Raw genomic sequence first — 18,294 nt, forward strand, 5'->3', positions numbered from 1 at the left:
TTGGGAGAGGAGAGTTACAGGAGAAGCGGCATTTTGCCGCTTGGAAGAAAATGCAAAACGGCAGGTTCCATGAATTTCAGGGGGAAAATATTCTTCTGAAGGAACTGAAATGGAGAATCTTTTTGTCTAGAAGGCTTTGGTTCGCAAAAAAGTTGAAAAGCATAACGAAGCACGCAGCAAAGACGAATCCGTTGATATGCTGGCACGTCTAGAAAATCATCCAGTTCTTTTGTAAAAAAAGAATTATTTTAATATGGTGAGCCTTATTTTTCTAGATATTGAAGTTTCAACATCCAGCGGTAAAATCGCCGATCTCGGTGCGGTCGATTCTCTTGGCCGGACAATTCATACGGCTAGTCAGGGCGAATTCCTGGATTTTGTAAAGGATGCAGAATATGTCGGAGGTCACAATGTCTTGAATCACGACCTTCAATACCTCAAACATCTCGAATTGGAAAAAAAGAAAGTTGTCGATACACTTTACCTTTCTCCGCTAATGTTCCCCATGCGACCCAGTCACAGGTTGCTAAAAGACGAAAAAATTCTTAGCGATTCATTGAATAATCCCTTGCTGGACGCCCAAAAGTCTAGAGACCTGTTTTATGACGAAGTGAATGCGTTCCATTCTTTGGACAATGACTTAAAAGACATCTATTTTAACCTTTTGAAGGGCGCAAGGGAATTTAAGGATTTTTTTGAATATGTCGGCTTGAAAGAAGAAAGCAAAAGCTTCTTTAACAATCTTTTTTCGGCAAAATCCCACATCAAGAATGTTGTTGCGCAGATTCAAAAGCGATTCGCTGGCTTGATTTGTGGAAATGCTTCATTAGAATCCTTTGTCGTGGAGCATCCGGTAGAATTGGCTTATGCATTATCTGTTATTCACCTGCAAGAGAAGCGCTCTATTACACCGGCTTGGGTCCTGCGCAACTATCCCTATACGGAGAACATTCTTTTTTTATTGCGAAATAATCCATGTCATGAGCCTACATGCCCATATTGTTATGGGAAATTGGATGTCCGCAAAAAACTGAAAGAAATTTTTGGATACGATAGTTTTAGGACTTACGAAGGGGAACCTTTGCAGGAGAAGGCGGCTTCTGCTGCTGTCAACAATGAATCTCTCTTGGCGATTTTTCCTACGGGAGGCGGAAAATCAATCACTTTCCAGTTGCCCGCATTGATGGCGGGAGAAAACTACAAGGGATTGACGGTCGTGATTTCGCCTTTGCAATCTTTAATGAAGGATCAGGTGGACAACTTGAGTTCCAAAGGCATTGCGGACGCAGTCACCATTAACGGTTTGCTGGATCCTATTGAACGAGCAGAGGCAATAAAACGTGTTGAATCAGGCCTGGCTTCCATGTTGTACATTTCTCCGGAATCCCTGCGTTCTCGCACCATAGAAAAGCTTTTACTTTCAAGGCAGATCGCGCGATTTGTAATCGATGAAGCTCACTGTTTTTCCAGTTGGGGTCATGACTTTCGTGTGGACTACCTCTATATCGGGGATTTCATCAAAAAACTTCAGGAGCAAAAATCGGCCTTAAGAAAAATCCCTATTTCTTGTTTTACTGCGACGGCGAAACAAAAAGTGGTGCAGGATATTTGTGATTATTTCAAGAAGAAACTGGATCTTGATTTGAAAATTTTCGCTACGAGGGCAACTCGTGCAAATCTCACTTATCACGTCATTTATCAAGAAGATGACGATCAAAAATACAAGACTTTAAGATCCTTGATTGAGACCCAAAATTGCCCAACCATTGTTTATGTCTCTAGAACCAAGAAAACTCAGGAGTTGGCAGATAAACTGAGCAAAGACGGATTTGTGGCGTTGCCTTTTAACGGAAAAATGGAAAGTCGTGAAAAGGTGGAAAATCAGGAAGCATTTATTAGCGGCAAAGTCCAAATTATTGTGGCAACGTCCGCATTCGGGATGGGGGTCGATAAGTCCGACGTGCAGCTTGTGGTGCATTATGAAATTTCTGATTCTCTGGAAAACTATGTCCAAGAAGCAGGCCGCGCGGGGCGCGATCAAAGCTTGCAGGCGGAATGTTATGTTCTTTTCAATGAAAATGATTTAGACAAGCATTTCTTGTTGTTGAATCAGACGAAACTCAGCTTAAGCGAAATACAGCAGGTCTGGCGAGCCATCAAGTCGCTGACAAAAAACAGAACGGTGCTCAAGCGTTCGCCACTCGAAATCGCAAGGGAAGCTGGATTCGAAAGTCCCAATGGCGACGTGGAAACCCGTGTGAAAACGGCCATTCTTGCTTTGGAAGAAGCTGGCTATATTGAACGCAAACAGAACTGCCCGCGAGTTTACGCAACCGGCATTCTCGCTTCAAATATGGAGGAAGCGCGTAATAAGATTACGGTTTCCAAAATGTTTGACGAAAAGCAAAAAGAGAACGCCATTAGAATTGTAAGCCTTTTGATTTCCGAACGAAGCGTATCCAAAGCAAAGGACGACGCGGCGGAATCCCGTATCGATTATATCGCCGACATCCTTGGCCTGGAATGCGGCGTAGTTCAGGAAACGGTTCAACTTCTGCGCGCCGAAAACATTTTGGCGGACTCCAAGGATTTGACCGCCTATATCAAAAAGGGCGATGGAGAAAACAAATCGAAGTTGGTTTTAAAACGGTTTGAATCCCTGGAAAATTTCCTCATATCCAAACTGAAAAACGGGAAATCCGTTTTCAATCTGAAGGAGTTGAACGAAGAAGCCTTGTCCAACGGCATCAAGAAAGCCAACGTAAAGGACATAAAGACAATTCTGTTTTTCTGGATGATCAACGGTCTTATCGAAAAGAACTATTGCTCCGACATTTGTACGAAAATCGAATTGAAGGTTTCCACGGACGAATTGACGAACGACTTCAACCGTCGCGCCAAATTTTCCCATTTCATTATCGATCAACTGTATCAAGCCAATTTGGATGCCGAAGCGGATTCCCGCAACGAAACCTTAATCCGGTTTTCCGAAAAGGAATTGCTGACGGCGTACGAAAATCAACCATCGATTTTTGAAAAGGATGCTGTTTCCTATAAGGAACTGGAGAAATCCCTCCTGTATCTTTCCAAGATAAACGCTTTGCAGTTGGAAGACGGTTTCCTCGTCCTTTACAATGCGCTTGAAATTCATCGAATTGAAAAGAGCAATTTAATCAAGTACAAAATCGATGACTACGAAAAGTTGAATCACTTCTACCAAATGAAAATGCAGCAAATCCATATTGTTGGCGAGTATGCCAATATGATGGTGCGTGATAGTAAACAGGCGCTAACTTTTGTAAGGGATTATTTTGCTCTGGATTACAAGATGTTCCTGAATAAGTATTTCAAGGGAAATCGTCTGGACGAAATAAACCACAATATTACTCCAGAAAAATACCATAAAATTGTAGATTCCCTTTCGGAACGTCAAAAGCAAATTATTGAAGATAAGGACAGCCAATATATTATGGTGGCCGCAGGGCCGGGGAGCGGAAAAACCCGCGTCCTTGTACACAAACTCGCTTCATTGATGCTGTTGGAAGATGTGAAACACGAACAGTTACTGATGCTGACATTCTCTCGCAGTGCGACCATTGACTTTAAAGAAAAACTTCACAAGTTGATAGGTAACGCGGCTTCGTTCCTGACCGCGAAAACATTCCATTCATACGCCTTTGATTTACTTGGCACCATGGGAAATTTGGACAAGGCGGGATCTGCTGTAGAAATGGCTGTAGCTAAAATCAAGAATGGAGAGATTGAACACAGCAAGATAACTAAAAAAGTTCTGGTTATTGATGAGGCTCAAGATATGGATGAGCACCAGTTCGCTCTTATTCAAACCTTAATGGAAGAAAATGAGGATATGCGTGTCATTGTTGTAGGCGATGATGACCAGAATATTTTTGAAGGCGTCCATCAAAAAGCGGGTTCAAGGTCTGTAGATTTAAATCGCTTTGTGGAACTTTACAAGGCAAAAAAGTATGAATTGGTAGAGAACTATCGCAGCATCAAAAAGGTGGTGGATTTCAGCAACGCCTTTGTTCAGGATATTCCCAATCGTTTAAAGACGAAACCTATTCGAGCCATGTCTGATGGCGAAGGCGAGCTTCAGGTTCACCAGTTTGATTCGGCAAATATGGAGTATCCTATCGTTGAACACATCAAAAAGAATCCTCCTCAAGGAAGTGTTTGCGTTTTGACCCAGACGAATGACGATGCTCTGAAAATGATGGCGCTGTTAAATCATGAAAAAATAAAGGCAAAGCTGATTCAAGACAGCGACGGGTTCTCGCTCTATGATCTTGTGGAATTCAGAAGTTTCATGAAATGGCTCTCCAGTAATGACAATCCTATCATCGCCCCTGAAGAATGGAAAGTTGCCATAGAAAAATTGCAACAGCATTATCAAAAAAGTTCTTTGTTGCCTATTTGTGTGGAGGCCCTTAATGTTTACAAAAAGGACAATGGGCGACTCTATAGAAATGATTTGAAGCTGTTCTTGATGGAATCCAGAATTTCGGATTTTGAACGAGGTGAAAAGAACGAAGTCGTGGTCTCTACAATTCATAAGGCAAAGGGCCGTGAATTTGACAGGGTTTACATGATGATTAAAGATTCAAGAGCAAGCTCCGAGCAGGGGCGCCGCGTGTTGTATGTCGGCTTCACCCGGGCAAAGAAACAACTGTATGTTTTCCATTGTTGTCCCTTCTTGGATAAGTATGCTACTGCAATTGTTGAAAAGGCAAAGTATTCGGAACCTGCAGAAATCATTTGCCACTTTGGCCACAAGGATATGTGGTTGGATTATTCTTATGGAGAGACCACTGACGAAAGGGAAAACTTGAAGAAGCGAATCTTCAAATTGCGCAGCGGCGATACATTGAAGTATTCTCATCGTGGACTTTTTGACTCCAGCGATTCAAAGAATCCTGTGGCCGTTTTGTCAAAGAGGGCTGCAGAAAAAATTTCTCATCTCCAGAATTTGGGTTATTCCATCAAAAGCATAAAAATCCGTTATGTGGTAGCGTGGCATAATAAGGAACGGGAAGATTTTTGTCCCATCATTTTGCCGGAAATAGAATTGGGAAAAATTTGCTAGTTCTATCGGCCTCGGCCTTTTTAGAGAATCCCATTTACAGATTCATCCCTATCCGAAACGACAACTTTTCTACATTTGGCGTATGCTTTGCGAATGGATCTATCATCTTACCGATATCCCTCTTTTTGACAGTCGCTTGTTCCGAGCAGGAATTGCGGCCTTGCTTTCGATTCTTCTTGTTCTCACCACCATGCCGCCCTACATCCGCTTTCTGCAAAAGACGGATGCCACTTCGGATTTTGACCAGAACAGCAAGGTCAAAGCCCCGCCCATTATGGGGGGGGTGCTTCTTGTTGTGGTCGTCGGCATCGTTTCTCTGCTGACCTGCAAATTGAACGGCTACACGATTTCCACTCTTCTGGTTCTCGTGGCGTTCAGTTCCGTCGGCGCTATCGACGACCTTGCAAAAGTCAAAACGAAACGGCTGATAGCGCAAGGGAAAGCGACGGCGGCATCCTATATGGAAAAAGCCGACGGCATCTCCAGTTCCGTCCGGCTCGGCCTGTATTTTCTATTCAGCCTGATTATCGCCATTTTCTGCTACAAGTTCATTCCCGATCTGCGCGGGCATCTCACCGTTCCCTTCGTACCTGTCGATGTTTTTCAAATCCACCTGCCGAACTGGGCTTTCATCGGATTCATGACCTTCGTCATTGCGGCTACGGCAAACGGCACGAACTTTACCGATGGCCTGGACAGCCTCGTCTCGGTTCCCATTCTCACAAGCATGGTTTTTGTCGGCGTCGTCGCCTATGTGTGCGGAAACTTCATTTTCAGCAATTACTTGAATATGCCCTTCCTGCCCGGCTGCGACGAACTTTTCCCGCTGGCCACGTCCATCGCCGGTGCGCTTCTCGCCTATCTCTGGTTCAACAGCCCCCCTGCGGAAATTTATATGGGGGACGCGGGTTCCGTCGGTTTTGGAGCCGCCATCGGTATCATGTTCATTCTGGTGCAAGCCGGACTCTTTCTCCCACTCGTCTGCATCATCATCATTGCGGAAGCGTGCTCCGTCCTGCTCCAAATTTCCTGGTTCAAAGCCACCAAAAAAATGTCGGGAGAAGGAAAACGCCTGTTTCTCTGCGCGCCCCTCCACCACCATTACCAAAAAAAATGGGACGGGCATTTTGCAAGCAAACCCCTGATGAACTCCAAAATCGTCTGGAGAATGCACTTGGTCAGCATCTTTGCGCTCATCGTCAGTTTCGTCATTTTCTTTGGCATCCGTTAAAACGAAAATCCTATGTCCCCTATCGATTTTGATTTTTTGAAAAAGCTCTACTCCCGTTTTGCGGACTCCCCCAAGGACAATTCCGAAACGGATAAGGAAAAAATCCAGCCACTCCCTTTCACCATGGCCGATGAGGACCAGCGTCGGGAAATGTGGGAAGAAACGGGCAATCTGCTTTTGAAACAAGGCGCTGTCGCCGCTTTCACTTTGGCCGGCGGGCAGGGTTCTCGCCTCGGATTTGAAGGTCCCAAGGGCACATTCGATTTCGGGCTTCCCAGCCACGCGACGCTTTTCCGATTGCAGGCCCGGCGACTCATGAATCTCGGAGCCAAAGCGGGAAAGCCCATCCCTTGGGCTATCATGACCTCTCCGCTCAACCGCGAGGCAACCGTCCAGCATTTTGAAGAGCATTCCTATTTCGGATACAACCGCGACTACATCCGCTTTTTCGACCAAGGAATGCTGTGCGCATTAAAGCCCGACGGCACGCCCCTGCAAGACGAAAACGGCGACTATGTAGAAGCTCCGGACGGAAACGGAGGCTGTTTCCGCGCGCTCGCCGCCAGCGGAACGCTCGCCTGGCTCGTGGAAAAAGGCGTTCGATTCCTCTTCCTCTGCAACGTAGATAATGCGCTCGTCAAAATGGCCGATCCGATTTTCATCGGGGCGCTCGCCACCAGCGGTCTTCCCTGCGCCGCCAAGGTCGTCCACAAAAAAAGTGCGGACGAAAAAGTCGGCATATTCGCCAGCCGCAACGGCAAACCCTGCGTTTTGGAATACTCGGACATTTCGGACGCATTAAGAACGACGACCAACGCCGACGGCTCTTTGCAATTCGACGGGGGAAACACGGGAATGTATCTTTTCCGCATGGACGCCCTCCGCAAAATTTCCACCCAAGAACTCCCCTGGCACGCCGCCCGAAAAACGGTCAATGGCGTCGCAAACTGCTGGAAATTTGAACAGTTCCTGCTGGACGCCTTTCCCTTCCTCGGCAAGATTTTCCTTTTCGGCGTGGAACGCGAAGACGAATTTGCGCCTATCAAAAACGCCACCGGCAACGATTCCCCGGAAGTCGCCCGCAAATGGCTGGGAAAACTCCACCGCTTCTGGTTGGAAAAAGCAAAAGTCCGGATAAAGCCGGGAATGCTCTACGAAATTTCCCCGCGCCTCACCTACGCCGGCGAAAACCTTTCGCAGGAAGTTTTTGACCGAGAACTCGGACGCGGCATTTTTGAATTCCCCGCCTGACCGCCCTTTTTCCCATGTTCTTCGCTTACAAATTTTTCCTCCTGCTCTTGCTCTATATGCCAAAGCCGGTGGAAAACCTTTTGTTTGCCGTCCTTTACCCCGCCTACAAAGCGACCCACCAAAAACGCGCATGGGGGCGTGTTCAACGGCACTTGCAAAACACCCGGATGGACGCGCGCACCTGTCCGCGGAAAGTCTTTCACTCCCTGTACACCAACTATCTGCAAAGCCTGCGCTACCTTTGCCGCTTGCCCAGCGCCATTCAAAAAGTCCATTTCGAAAACGAAGAAATCATCCGGAGACCGCTAAAGGACGGCACGCCCCTCGTCGCCCTCGGCATTCACCAGGGTGCTTTCGAAATGATGCACCGCGTCCTGACTCGCTATTCCAACCACGTCTATCTTTTTACTCACAGTTTCAAGGACAAAGCCCTCACCCGGCTTCTGCACCGGATTCGCGGCACCCAAGGCCTAGAAGAACGGGAAACCTCTTCCGTCGCACACACCCTGCGGGAATTCCTCAAAAACCGGGGAATCCTCGCCATGCTGATCGATCAGGCAGAAGACGCTCGTGGGATCCACGTGCAAATTCTCGGCCAGCCAGCGGAACTTTTTCTGCGGCTTCCCCTCAAAACGATGGAATTAGGTGCTGGAATCGTCACATTCCGGACTTTTTTCGAAAACGGCAAACACATCGTCCGTTTTGAAAACTATTATTTGCCACGCTCACCCGCAGCGGAAGTAACCGGAAAAATTGCGGAAGAAGTTTCCCTGTGGATTTCGGAGCACCCCGAACAGTGGACCTGGAATTATCACCGTAATTTTAGCATAGGACTTGCAAAATGAGCGAAAACCTGAACGAAATCGAAAAAATGCAGCTCGCTTGGATGGATATGCACCCCATTCAGGACAAGGACGGCATCATCGAAGAAGCCAAAGCCGAAGAAGAAAAGAAAAGGGAACAAGTCAAGAAATTCAAACCGCGGAAAAATCCGGCAGCGTGGAACTTCCCCGAACCGGAACAGGAGATAGACCTGCACGGCTATGTCGCCGAAGAAGCGGCGGCGGCTGTCGAAAATCTGATGGAAGGAATGCGGCGCGCCGGCCTTTCCGTTCTCCGCATCATCCACGGCGGCGGAAATCCCGAATACGGAAATGTCAAACGCATCATCGACCAAAAAGTGGCGACGGTCTGGCGGCACAAAGTCTCTTTTTACAAAACGGAACCGAACAATTCCGGGTCCAGCATCATGAAAATCAACCGCACCGACACTTTCAATGTCATTCCTCGGGACAGAAGACGCAAATAGTTCACTTTTTTTCCGATTACCCCTTGCGATTTCCCCTAAAATTTGCTAAAATAGGGGCGACCTCGGAATATAGCTCAGCCTGGTAGAGCGCTTGCTTCGGGAGCAAGAGGTCGTGGGTCCGAATCCCGCTATTCCGATAAAAGAACCGTCACAAGGCGGTTCTTCTTTTTTGTCCCGATTTCCTTTGAATCGACAGCGTTTCAAACACCTCCACTCTCCCCAGCCTGTATCAAGCTTTTCGATAAAGCACCATCGCCTTTTGAAAACGCGTTAAAAACCACTCGCGAAGGGACTGCGGCGAAAGGATCTCCGCATTCTCCAGGAACTGCGGAAAATAAATCTGGGCGAGCTTCTCGGAACACTGAAAACGGTAAACGCCATCCAAACCCTTTACCCTTTCAAATGGAGGACGGTTGGTCACGGCGCGCCGGAGCAAATCGATTCCCGTTTCATTCAAGCGAACTAGCACTTCTTTTCCATAGCAAAGAAAGGGATCAAAATGTTCCCGGAAAAGTTCCGCCTGTTTAGAGAGGGCGAACGAGGAGAGGTGAAACGCTTCGCTTTTCGGATCCGCCACAACGCTTTTCATGTGGGAAATCCGCAGCGCACGAAACGCCTCCGAAACCCTGTTCGCCTCTTCGCAAACAACCAGATACGCCCGAACCCGAGACGGAGAAAACGCGACAAAACAAGGCGCAACGTGCAAAACGGCATCCCGATAACCGATAAAAAGATTTTCCTTGGCTTCGATAGCGGCATTCACTTTCTGCAACAAGTCCCGCTGCAAAAAACATTCCCGATCCCCGCGCGAAAGATTCACGTATTCTTCAAAGTAATGCCGGCAAAGAGTTCCCTTTTTAAAGTTCCTTTCTTGGGCAAAGCGGAGAAAATCCGCATTTTCCTTGCGGACATAAAACTGCAACGGCGGACAGTTCTTGTAAAGTTCCTCGGAAGATTCCCCTTTTCGCATCGGTTCCAGCTCTGGAAAGCGGGCGATAATCCGATTGCAAAGTTCCCCCAGCCCGCGCAGTTTATAATCCTGCACGTCCATTTCCAACTGGGAACGCACCAAAGGCGACACAAAGACTTTGATTTTAAGAGATTCCTGCATGATTCAAATATACGCAGAAAAATAAAGCCGCAGCAAAACAAAAAAGTTCCAGGTGCAAAAAGAAAATTGCCAAGAATCGACGAAAATAAAAGAAACGAGCAAAAAGAAAGTTCCACTGGCGAAAAGGGCCTTCCCAAAGCATTGCCCTAGGGAAAGAGTAGTTTTCAGTTTTCAGTTTTAACTCTTAACCGGTTGCTGAGCCTGTCGAAGCATTCACCAAAGCAATTTTTAGAGAAAGCCCACTGCGCCCTCGCAAGGCACCACTTTTTTCCGTTTGACAGGCTTTGACAAGAAAAGAAAATATATTTGTCAAAAAGGAGAAGTCCATGCCTATTTTTCAAAAATCCATTTCTCTTCTGCTGTTACCGGTATCCATCCTTCTTTCCGGCTGCTCCGATTTGTCCAGCGAAAGCACCCAAGCAACCATCGTGCCCGGAGAAGATTTCGCCATTATCGACGCCTACTACAATTCTTCTTATTACTCCAACTTCACCTTGGTTGTCAAAAATATGCAAAATCGAGCGCTTCCCCATTTTTATATGGACTATTTCATCTTTTGCGAAGCCGACAATTACAAGGATTACGGCACGACTTCTTTTTCCCTCAATTCCAACGAACAGGAAACTACGGATTTTTATCTGCGAAGCGAATCCCGTCCCTGTACATTTACCATTACCGCCATCCGCCCCTATTCGCTATCCGATTCCGAATACAACGACTGGACAGGCAACTATGTCATTCCTATTGGGGAATGACTGTTCCTACGCATTAACATTTTTATCAAAGCGCTCCATTTTTCCCATGACAAAAGGCACCCGCCTACGCAGATGCCTTTCTTAAAAAATCCAAACCGATTAAGTGTTGCTGAAAATTTGGAATCCGCCGTAGGATTCTTGTCCATGTTCGGAAAGGTCCAGTCCACGAAGTTCTTCTTTTTCGCTCACCCGCAGACCGATGGTCTTCTTGATGGCAAGGAAAATAATGGCAGCGCAGAGGAAACACGGAATCGCATAAGCGACAACGCCGATGAGCTGCGTCAGAACGCTGAATCGTCCCGTGTAATCGAAGATGCCGACAGCGAGAGTTCCCCAGACGCCATTGACCAAGTGGACAGAGAGGGCACCAACGGGATCGTCCAAGCGCATTCTATCAAAGAAGAACACGGAGAAGACTACCAGCACTCCAGCAATCGCCCCGATAATCCAGGAACTCATGGGAGTCACCGTATCAGCTCCAGCGGTAATGGCGACAAGTCCCGCAAGGCATCCGTTCAAAGCCATCGTGGCATCGGGCTTCTTCGAAAGAATCCAGGAGGTCGCCGTGGCCGTAATAATGCCAGCGACTGCGGCCAAGTTCGTCGTCACCAGAATGAGGGAAGTATCGAAAGGATTTCCGGAAAGAGCGGATCCACCGTTGAATCCCCACCAGCCGAACCACAGGATGAACGTTCCTATCGTAGCAAGCGGGATATTGTGAGCGGGAATCGCATGGGACTTGCCCTTGGAATACTTGCCCAGACGCGGTCCCAAGATGATGACGCCCGCAAGAGCCGCCCAGCCGCCAACGGAATGCACCAGTTCCGAACCCGCAAGGTCGTGGAAGCCGAGCTTCGAAAGCCAGCCACCGCCCCACACCCAGCTTCCCACTATCGGATAAACGAAGGCGACATAGAGAAGCGTAAAGAGGAGGAACGAGTTCAGCTTAATGCGCTCCGCGACAGCCCCCGAAACGATTGTCGCCGCGGTAGCCGCAAACATCGCCTGGAAAAGCCAGTCCGAAAAGAGGGTAAAGTGCCCGTTGTATTTGCTGGTGAAGCTTTCCGGATTCAACCAATCACCGATTCCAAAACCGGCAAATCCAAGGATCCCATTGAACTCGCCCGGATACATCAGGCCAAAGCCGACAAGGGCATAGACCGTAATGCCAATCGCTGGAACCGCGATGTTCTTAAAACAGATGTTGGCACTGCTTTTAGCGCGGCAAAGCCCGGATTCCACACAGGCAAACCCGAGTCCCATGATGAACACGAGCATCGCACTGATCATAATCCAGATGTTTTCGCTCATAAAGACGGAATAGTCCGCTCCGCCCGTAATGACGGAGCAGTCTCCCATCAGAACGCTTCCATCGCCACAAGCACCCGTTACCTTTTCTGCAATCGTATTGAGTGTATCTAGCATTTTGACTCCTTAGCCGATAGCGGCTTCTCCGGTTTCACCCGTGCGAATACGGATGCATTGTTCCAAGTTTTCGACGAAAATTTTTCCATCGCCGATGTTTCCCGTTCTGGCGCCCTTGATGATGGCATCGATGCAGGGCTGAACGAACTCGTCGTTCAAAGCGATTTGCAGACGAACTTTCTTGAGCAGCTGCACTTCGGTTTCTGTGCCACGGTATGTGGACGTGTAACCTTTTTGCTGGCCGCACCCGAGCACGTTGGTAACGCTCATCTTGTATATCTGCGCTTCGCAAAGAGCTTCCTTGACGGCGCCGAGTCTTTCGGGTTGAATATATGCAGTGACGACTTTCATGTTTTATTCTCCAGTGTTCGAAAAGATCGGAGGACCTTTCCGCAGGGAGAAAAGCAAAAGATATGCCAAACACATCAAATGGCGAAATTTCGCGAAAAACACAAAACTCAAAAAAAAGCGTCCCTCTTTTTTACAACAAAAATGTTGAACGACATAGACAAAAACATCAAGAAGGAAAGTTCAAGCGAAAGCGTAAGAACAGCGACTTCGGGAATTTCTCGGACAACAAGCGAAGCTCGAGAAAAGAATATTTCCAGTAATCACTGACTACTGGTCGCTAGCCTCTCTTGTAATACATTTTTGTACTCAAAAGCCAGTTCTACTTCTATTCCCGTATCATCGCTCTTTATACACAGCAAAACATTCTATTTTTTACTCATGATAAAATTAGATCCTACATGGTTCGAACTTCTCCAAGACCAGTTTGATATGCCCTACTTTCAGCATTTGAAACAGACCCTGATCGAAGAGAAAAAGAAATTCGTCATCTACCCTCCAGGCTCTAAAATTTTTGCCGCCCTCGACGAGTGCCCTCTGGACAAAGTTAAAGCGGTCATTATCGGACAAGACCCCTACCACAATCCCGGCCAGGCAAACGGCCTCTGCTTTTCCGTCGCCGACGGCGTCGCTCCCCCGCCATCCCTTGTCAATATATTCACGGAGCTGCATGACGACCTGAACATTCCTATGCCTCAAAGCGGCAACTTGGAAAAATGGGCAAGGCAAGGCGTTCTTCTTTTGAATGCCAGCCTTACCGTCCGTGCGCACCAGGCGGCCTCGCATTCTCAAATCGGTTGGCAGCAATTTACCGACACCATTATCCAGCGTCTGTCCGAAAAAAAGGAAAATCTGGTTTTTCTCCTTTGGGGAAGCTTCGCCATCCGGAAAAAGACGCTCATCTCTCCTCATCGCGGGCATTTCGTTTTGGAAGCACCGCACCCCAGTCCGCTCTCCGCCTACCGAGGATTTTTCGGCTGCAAGCATTTTAGCCGGGCAAACGCCTTTTTAAAAAGCAAAGGAATTGCGGAAATCGACTGGACACCTTGACAAATCGAACAAGATAAAATATATTTGATGCGCCGAATCGGGGATATAGCTCAGTTGGTAGAGCGATAGGTTCGCAATCTATAGGTCAGGGGTTCGACTCCCCTTATCTCCACGCAAAAGGCCCAGAACATTCTGGGTCTTTTTTTAGGGGAATTCTAGTCCTCCAGCAGACGCCCGCTTAAAAATTTTCTTTTTTAAGAATCCGGGAATTCGAATTGTCCCTTCCGGGAACGCTCCAACTATGGGATTAGAGATTTCAAGTTTTAGGGACGCTTTGCAGTCCGCTGGAATTTCGAAATCGGTTGCCGAACTCGTCGAGGCATCAGTCAGTGAGCCTGTCAGTCGGTCGGAACCCCCTCCCTCCTTGCATCTTTGCCATAACGGAATTTCCTGCTTTCAACTAAACTCTGACTATTCAGATGCCATCGATTCTTATTCGGGCTTATGCTGTGAACGATCGGGACAAAGAGCCACGGCTTGTTTTCGTTGTAGAGGATTTGCGTCTCGCTCATGCCGAGGACCAGATTGCCGAGGTTGAGTTCGTAGCGGTGCGCATACAGATTGCGGTCGTTGGTATTTTTGCGGCTCATACTGTTCTTGTAGATGCGAAGGTCGCCGTAGAGGCTGATGACCGAGAGCGGGCCGACGTGAAATTCAAATGAAAGCGTGTTGTAGGGAAGGGCGAACTGGTTGAGCGTCAGGTTGTTGAAGTAGCCCGGACCGAAATGGAAAACGTCTCGGACGAGCATCAGGCGTCCGAATCCCATGTTGATGGCGAACATCCCGCGGTAACGCGCATAGCTAGCGTATTCCACGCCGCTGTTGTTTTCCTCTTTTTGAAACTCGACGAATTCGCCGTCAAAGGATTTCGGATAGTCCGAGCTGTGGTTTTCCATGTAGATCCTGGCATCGAGCATAAACTCTACGGAATCGCGGTAGCCGCGCAGGTAGATTCCCCCGTCGATTCCGGGCCAGATCGTGTCGCCGAGACGTTCGCCGCCGCGGTAATCGATACCGCCGACGAGGCTTGCCGCTATCGCCTGTTTTTCATCTTGGTAGCCGAGCAGTGCGCGCTTTTCGCTTTGCGCAAAACCTTTCCGAAAGCCGGTGTCGCGCCGCGGGTACTAGAAAACCTGTTCCGAGCCGGAGACCGTTTCGCGGTGATATTCGAAAAGGAGCGGGGTCGTTTCGAGTGTTCTTAGGTTGCGGCTACGCTCGGCGGAAAAAAAACGGCGAAGCGGCGTACGGCGCTGTAAAAAGAAGTGCGGTAAGGAGAAGGGCCGCTTTGGTAAGGCGATTGGAAAACAACATTTGGAAAATTTAGAAAATTAAAAAATCGCCTAGACGGTTTTCACGTCTAGGCGATTTGTGTCGCATAAAAATGACCGGGTGGCGGCTAGTCCTTGACGCAACGAACGAAGAGTTTGTCGTTTTTGTTCTTGTGTTCCATTGTCTCGACTTTTTTTGTTGAGACCGTTACGACTTCCGCATATCTTTTTTCGCAGTCCGACCGGTTAAGATCGGAATTGGGCGCACATCCTGCTTGGATCTGTGATTCGTTATAGCGAGACGACGTCCAGTACGAGTTGCGGTCTAGGCTCAAACCGAGCGTATTGCAGGATTCCGTATTGGTCTTTGAATACCCGCAATCCCTTAGAGCCTTCACTGTGGCTAAATCGCGTTCAGAGCTGCCAATAATCGGGTTGAATCCAAAGATGGCGGCGGTAGAGTCGAGGAGTTGTCTCCAGTCGGATGTAGAAGGTATGTGCCATCCTTGGGGACAGATTCCCCGGGTGGGCTTCGTAGTTTTTGTGTCATTGCCGTATCCCGCTTTGTTGGCGGAGCTGGAAAAAGCAGCGATAGAGTCAATTGCATCTGACCAGTAATATCGGTATCTGCCGTATTTTGTGCTATAGCGCAAGTCGTCTGCCATCCATGTCTTTCCGCCAATTGTGACGACGGGATATCTGTTATTGTCCCTTTCGTCTGTTATGTAGTCCTGCATTTTCCAGCTGCAGACGTTGCTTGCGCAGGAGCACTTGTATAGCATATATTCTAAAGTTTCGGCGTAATTTTCGCCTTTTCCCAAAAAGTGGCTTCCGGAAATAGCTTTGAAGCAGATGCCGCCAATCGCGATTTCTGCCGCGCTGGCTGTGCGGAACGTTTTGCCGTCACACACGTAACCGTTCGTTAGCTCGTTTTGCTTGGTCGGGTTGCAGACGTATTCTGTGGCGAGTTCCGCCGTAGAGGCCGCTCTCCACCTGTAATTGGAGTTGGTTTTATCGCATGCATAGCCGTTTTTGACGGTCAGGTACAGGGAGTCGTTGCAGAATTTCCTTGTCGCTCTTTCTCCGGCATCCGGTTCTCGCCAATCCGACGCCCTGGAGTCGCAGATGTAAATATCTTCTCCGTGGATGTCCATATACGGCTGCTTGACTGCATCATACGAGGAATAGACAGAGTCTCCATAGGCACTATTGTCGGCCTTATGCTTGCAGAGTCTCTGTGTCTTTATTTCTGCGGTTGTCGGCTTTCTCCAGGAGCCGGAGCCCCTTTCGCATATGTAATCGTGGCCAAACCGCATTACCCAAGGCAATTGGTATGTATTAACTGAGGAAGCATCACGCCTTCGGACGGAATCCTTGCCGCATATATATCCCTTTTCCTCGCCTTCTTTTATCTTCCTGAAGCCGTAAGATGTCGATGAAGTCTTTTCGCATACATATCCTTTGCTCACTCTGTAGAGGCTGTCCTTGATACACACGAAACCGTTCGCTTTTTCCCCGGCGTCCGCTTCTCGCCACAAACTATCCTCGCACACGAATCCGTTGTGGACCTTGTTGTCCTGAAGCTTTGCCGTACAAATCTTTCCGTTGGCGATTTCTCCGGCGCTCGCATGCCGCCATACGGAGCAGTCGGAAATGGATAGTTCGCCATCAAAATACTTCATCATCAGCGAATCGTCCGATTCTGCGCATTTTTCGAATCCTACGTCGATTTCGTTCTGGGTCGTGTCCGGATTCACGTAGGATTTACATACCCATCCCTTGAGGAGCGTGTCGCGGATTGCCCACGAGCAAGTTCTCCCGGTCGCCAGCTCGCCAGCGCTTGCATTTTCCCACTTCCCGGACTTGCAGGTTTTTTTCTTCTCCGTAGAGACGACGCCTTCTGTCGCTTCGTTGCAGGCTGCCCCCATCTCGATTTCGCCTTCCGTCGCTTCGCGCCACTCGCCATCGAGGCAGAGGTTGTTTCCGACGACTTTCGCGTTCAGGTTGTTTGTGCACGGTACGCCGTCCGCGAAGGCGTACTTGCTCTCGCGTTCCCACTTGCTCTCGTCGCATACGAACAGGCTGTCGAAGCTTTTCAGGTTGTAGTTGGTCTCGCGCCGTACGCTGTCTTGGAGAGTTCCGTCGCATGTGCCGAGGAGGGATTTCGTGAGGATGTTCCACGTACTCCCGTCGCACACGAACAGGCTGTCGCCCTTCTCCATGTGCGGGTTTGGCTCGACGGATACGCTGTCGATGTTCTCCGCCGTGCATTCCCCGAGACCGCTTCCTTGGACGGGGTCCCAGTCGTTCCTTGACGCGTCGCAGACATACCAGTTGAGTGTATCGCCGTTGAGCTTTTCCGTGCAGAGCCTGCCCGTCGCAGCCTCGCCCGCGGTGGCTACGCGCCACTTCTTGCCGTCGCAGACGTAACTAGAGTCCGTCGCTGTCGCGAAGAGCCCGACTGTGCGGAACGGGTTCACTTCCTTAGCGACCTCGCCTTCGAGCTTCTCCGTGCACTTCTTGAGCGAGGACGATGTGTCCTTCGTCCATACCGTGTCCTTGCAGATATAGAATGCCACCGTATCTCCATTTATGGACTTGTCGCAGAGAAGCCCTGTGGCCTTCTCTGCCGCACTGGCCGGTCTCCAACTCTTGCCGTTGCAGACGTATAGCGGAAGCTTCTTGTCCGCAGAATCTGCCGCAAACATCCCGTAGATGTTTGCCGCGCACACTTTCTTCGTCGCCTTTTCTACACCGGTCGCCTCTTGCCAGAGCGAATCCCTGCAGACATAGACCTTGGTGTTCTTTTTGCCGCCGCTCGAATCGGTCACGAACGTCCCCTCGTTGTTTTTCGCACAGATTGCTTTCGCCGCCTTTTCCGCTGCGGTCGCCTCGCGCCAGAGCGTTCCCGCGCAAATATACGTCTTCGGCTTTTTGCCCGTTGTGTCGTCTGCGAGACGTCCGTCTATTTTTTTGACGCATACGCGCCCTAGCGCCTTCTCGGTGTCTGTCGCAGGAGTCCAGGATGAATCCTTGCATGCGAAGGTCGTCCCGTAGGAGTCGAGACCCTTGTTGCCCTCCCGTCTGATTGCCCCCTCTCTTGCAAGCGAGTCCGTACAGGTTCCGACGCTTGGCTGGGGAGTCCACGTCCCGGAAGTGCAGGTGTAATCACCGTTCATCTCTTCGACAAAGTAGGTGTCACCCTCGAACGCAGAAAGGCATGTCCCCAAATCGGCGACAGTCTTTACTTTGCCTGTTTCACCGCCGTCTTTTGAACCGGAAGAAGAATCGTCTCCACATGAAACGATACTTGCCCAACTGATTATTGCGCAACTGATTAGCCCGCTAATGCGGAAAAGGAGATGGTTATGTTTCATAAGAACTCCAAAAGATTTTGTTAAATTACATTTTAAAAAATAAGTTCTTTATTTGGCGATCTCAA

12 protein-coding genes and 2 tRNA genes are annotated in these 18,294 nt (G+C 48.8%); 9 read left to right on the forward strand and 5 right to left on the reverse strand.

From position 1 onward, the window contains the following. Nucleotides 1–253 precede the first annotated feature (253 nt). The 6 genes from BGX14_RS00890 to BGX14_RS00915 all read left to right on the forward strand — a co-directional run bounded on the left by BGX14_RS00890 (nt 254) and on the right by BGX14_RS00915 (nt 9,032). On the forward strand, nt 254–5,104 hold the full coding sequence (locus BGX14_RS00890) for a RecQ family ATP-dependent DNA helicase (RefSeq protein ID WP_095878801.1): 4,851 nt from the start codon (nt 254–256) through the stop codon (nt 5,102–5,104). 82 nt (nt 5,105–5,186) lie between these two features. Then, nucleotides 5,187–6,335, forward strand: coding sequence for a phospho-N-acetylmuramoyl-pentapeptide-transferase (locus tag BGX14_RS00895; RefSeq protein ID WP_095878802.1), 1,149 nt, complete (start codon nt 5,187–5,189; stop codon nt 6,333–6,335). Between the two features lie 12 nt (nt 6,336–6,347). Continuing rightward, entirely contained in the window at nt 6,348–7,586 is a 1,239-nt protein-coding gene (locus BGX14_RS00900) for a UTP--glucose-1-phosphate uridylyltransferase (RefSeq protein WP_095878803.1), read from the forward strand. Nucleotides 7,587–7,600: 14 nt separating this feature from the next. Continuing rightward, nucleotides 7,601–8,431 (forward strand): hypothetical protein, encoded by an 831-nt coding sequence (locus BGX14_RS00905; RefSeq protein WP_095878804.1) that lies wholly within the window; start codon nt 7,601–7,603, stop codon nt 8,429–8,431. Next, on the forward strand, nt 8,428–8,895 hold the full coding sequence (locus tag BGX14_RS00910) for a Smr/MutS family protein (protein WP_073304650.1): 468 nt from the start codon (nt 8,428–8,430) through the stop codon (nt 8,893–8,895). Before BGX14_RS00905 ends, BGX14_RS00910 begins: the two co-directional genes overlap by 4 nt. A gap of 63 nt (nt 8,896–8,958) precedes the next feature. After that, nucleotides 8,959–9,032, forward strand: a tRNA-Pro gene (locus tag BGX14_RS00915). 92 nt (nt 9,033–9,124) lie between these two features. On the opposite strand, the gene BGX14_RS00920 is transcribed toward BGX14_RS00915, so the two are convergent. After that, nucleotides 9,125–10,006 carry a WYL domain-containing protein gene (locus BGX14_RS00920; RefSeq protein WP_233126359.1) on the reverse strand — a complete coding sequence of 294 codons (882 nt, stop codon included), beginning with the start codon at nt 10,004–10,006 and terminating at the stop codon, nt 9,125–9,127. Nucleotides 10,007–10,332: 326 nt separating this feature from the next. Here BGX14_RS00920 and BGX14_RS00925 point away from each other — a divergent pair, with 326 nt between their 5' ends. Beyond that, nucleotides 10,333–10,761: a hypothetical protein gene (locus BGX14_RS00925; protein WP_073304647.1), complete on the forward strand. Its 429-nt coding sequence runs from the start codon at nt 10,333–10,335 to the stop codon at nt 10,759–10,761. 99 nt (nt 10,762–10,860) lie between these two features. Here BGX14_RS00925 and BGX14_RS00930 read toward each other — a convergent pair whose 3' ends face one another. Further along, a complete protein-coding gene (locus tag BGX14_RS00930; RefSeq protein ID WP_073304680.1) occupies nt 10,861–12,120 on the reverse strand; it encodes an ammonium transporter in 1,260 nt (419 codons plus the stop codon). A 75-nt stretch (nt 12,121–12,195) separates the two neighbouring features. Next, on the reverse strand, nt 12,196–12,537 hold the full coding sequence (locus BGX14_RS00935; protein WP_073304646.1) for a P-II family nitrogen regulator: 342 nt from the start codon (nt 12,535–12,537) through the stop codon (nt 12,196–12,198). Nucleotides 12,538–12,915: 378 nt separating this feature from the next. Here BGX14_RS00935 and ung point away from each other — a divergent pair, with 378 nt between their 5' ends. After that, nucleotides 12,916–13,584, forward strand: coding sequence for a uracil-DNA glycosylase (gene ung / locus BGX14_RS00940; RefSeq protein ID WP_095878806.1), 669 nt, complete (start codon nt 12,916–12,918; stop codon nt 13,582–13,584). 39 nt (nt 13,585–13,623) lie between these two features. Beyond that, nucleotides 13,624–13,696: transfer RNA gene (locus BGX14_RS00945), tRNA-Ala, on the forward strand. A gap of 226 nt (nt 13,697–13,922) precedes the next feature. Here BGX14_RS00945 and BGX14_RS00950 read toward each other — a convergent pair. After that, nucleotides 13,923–14,501 carry a hypothetical protein gene (locus BGX14_RS00950; protein ID WP_158223186.1) on the reverse strand — a complete coding sequence of 193 codons (579 nt, stop codon included), beginning with the start codon at nt 14,499–14,501 and terminating at the stop codon, nt 13,923–13,925. 479 nt (nt 14,502–14,980) lie between these two features. Continuing rightward, the gene (locus tag BGX14_RS00960; RefSeq protein WP_095878809.1) at nt 14,981–18,229 is read right to left on the reverse strand and encodes an FISUMP domain-containing protein; all 3,249 of its coding nucleotides are present in this window, start codon (nt 18,227–18,229) and stop codon (nt 14,981–14,983) included. Nucleotides 18,230–18,294 lie beyond the last annotated feature (65 nt).

Source organism: Fibrobacter sp. UWS1, assembly GCF_002300445.1.
GTDB lineage: Bacteria > Fibrobacterota > Fibrobacteria > Fibrobacterales > Fibrobacteraceae > Hallerella > Hallerella intestinalis.

Coding starts and splice junctions, on each gene's coding strand:
- BGX14_RS00890 (WP_095878801.1), top strand. CDS start 254: ATGGTGAGCCTTATTTTTCTAGATATTGAAGTTTCAACATCCAGCGGT.
- BGX14_RS00895 (WP_095878802.1), top strand. CDS start 5,187: ATGCTTTGCGAATGGATCTATCATCTTACCGATATCCCTCTTTTTGAC.
- BGX14_RS00900 (WP_095878803.1), top strand. CDS start 6,348: ATGTCCCCTATCGATTTTGATTTTTTGAAAAAGCTCTACTCCCGTTTT.
- BGX14_RS00905 (WP_095878804.1), top strand. CDS start 7,601: ATGTTCTTCGCTTACAAATTTTTCCTCCTGCTCTTGCTCTATATGCCA.
- BGX14_RS00910 (WP_073304650.1), top strand. CDS start 8,428: ATGAGCGAAAACCTGAACGAAATCGAAAAAATGCAGCTCGCTTGGATG.
- BGX14_RS00920 (WP_233126359.1), bottom strand. CDS start 10,006: ATGCAGGAATCTCTTAAAATCAAAGTCTTTGTGTCGCCTTTGGTGCGT.
- BGX14_RS00925 (WP_073304647.1), top strand. CDS start 10,333: ATGCCTATTTTTCAAAAATCCATTTCTCTTCTGCTGTTACCGGTATCC.
- BGX14_RS00930 (WP_073304680.1), bottom strand. CDS start 12,120: ATGGGAGACTGCTCCGTCATTACGGGCGGAGCGGACTATTCCGTCTTT.
- BGX14_RS00935 (WP_073304646.1), bottom strand. CDS start 12,537: ATGAAAGTCGTCACTGCATATATTCAACCCGAAAGACTCGGCGCCGTC.
- ung (WP_095878806.1), top strand. CDS start 12,916: ATGATAAAATTAGATCCTACATGGTTCGAACTTCTCCAAGACCAGTTT.
- BGX14_RS00950 (WP_158223186.1), bottom strand. CDS start 14,501: ATGCTCGATGCCAGGATCTACATGGAAAACCACAGCTCGGACTATCCG.
- BGX14_RS00960 (WP_095878809.1), bottom strand. CDS start 18,229: ATGAAACATAACCATCTCCTTTTCCGCATTAGCGGGCTAATCAGTTGC.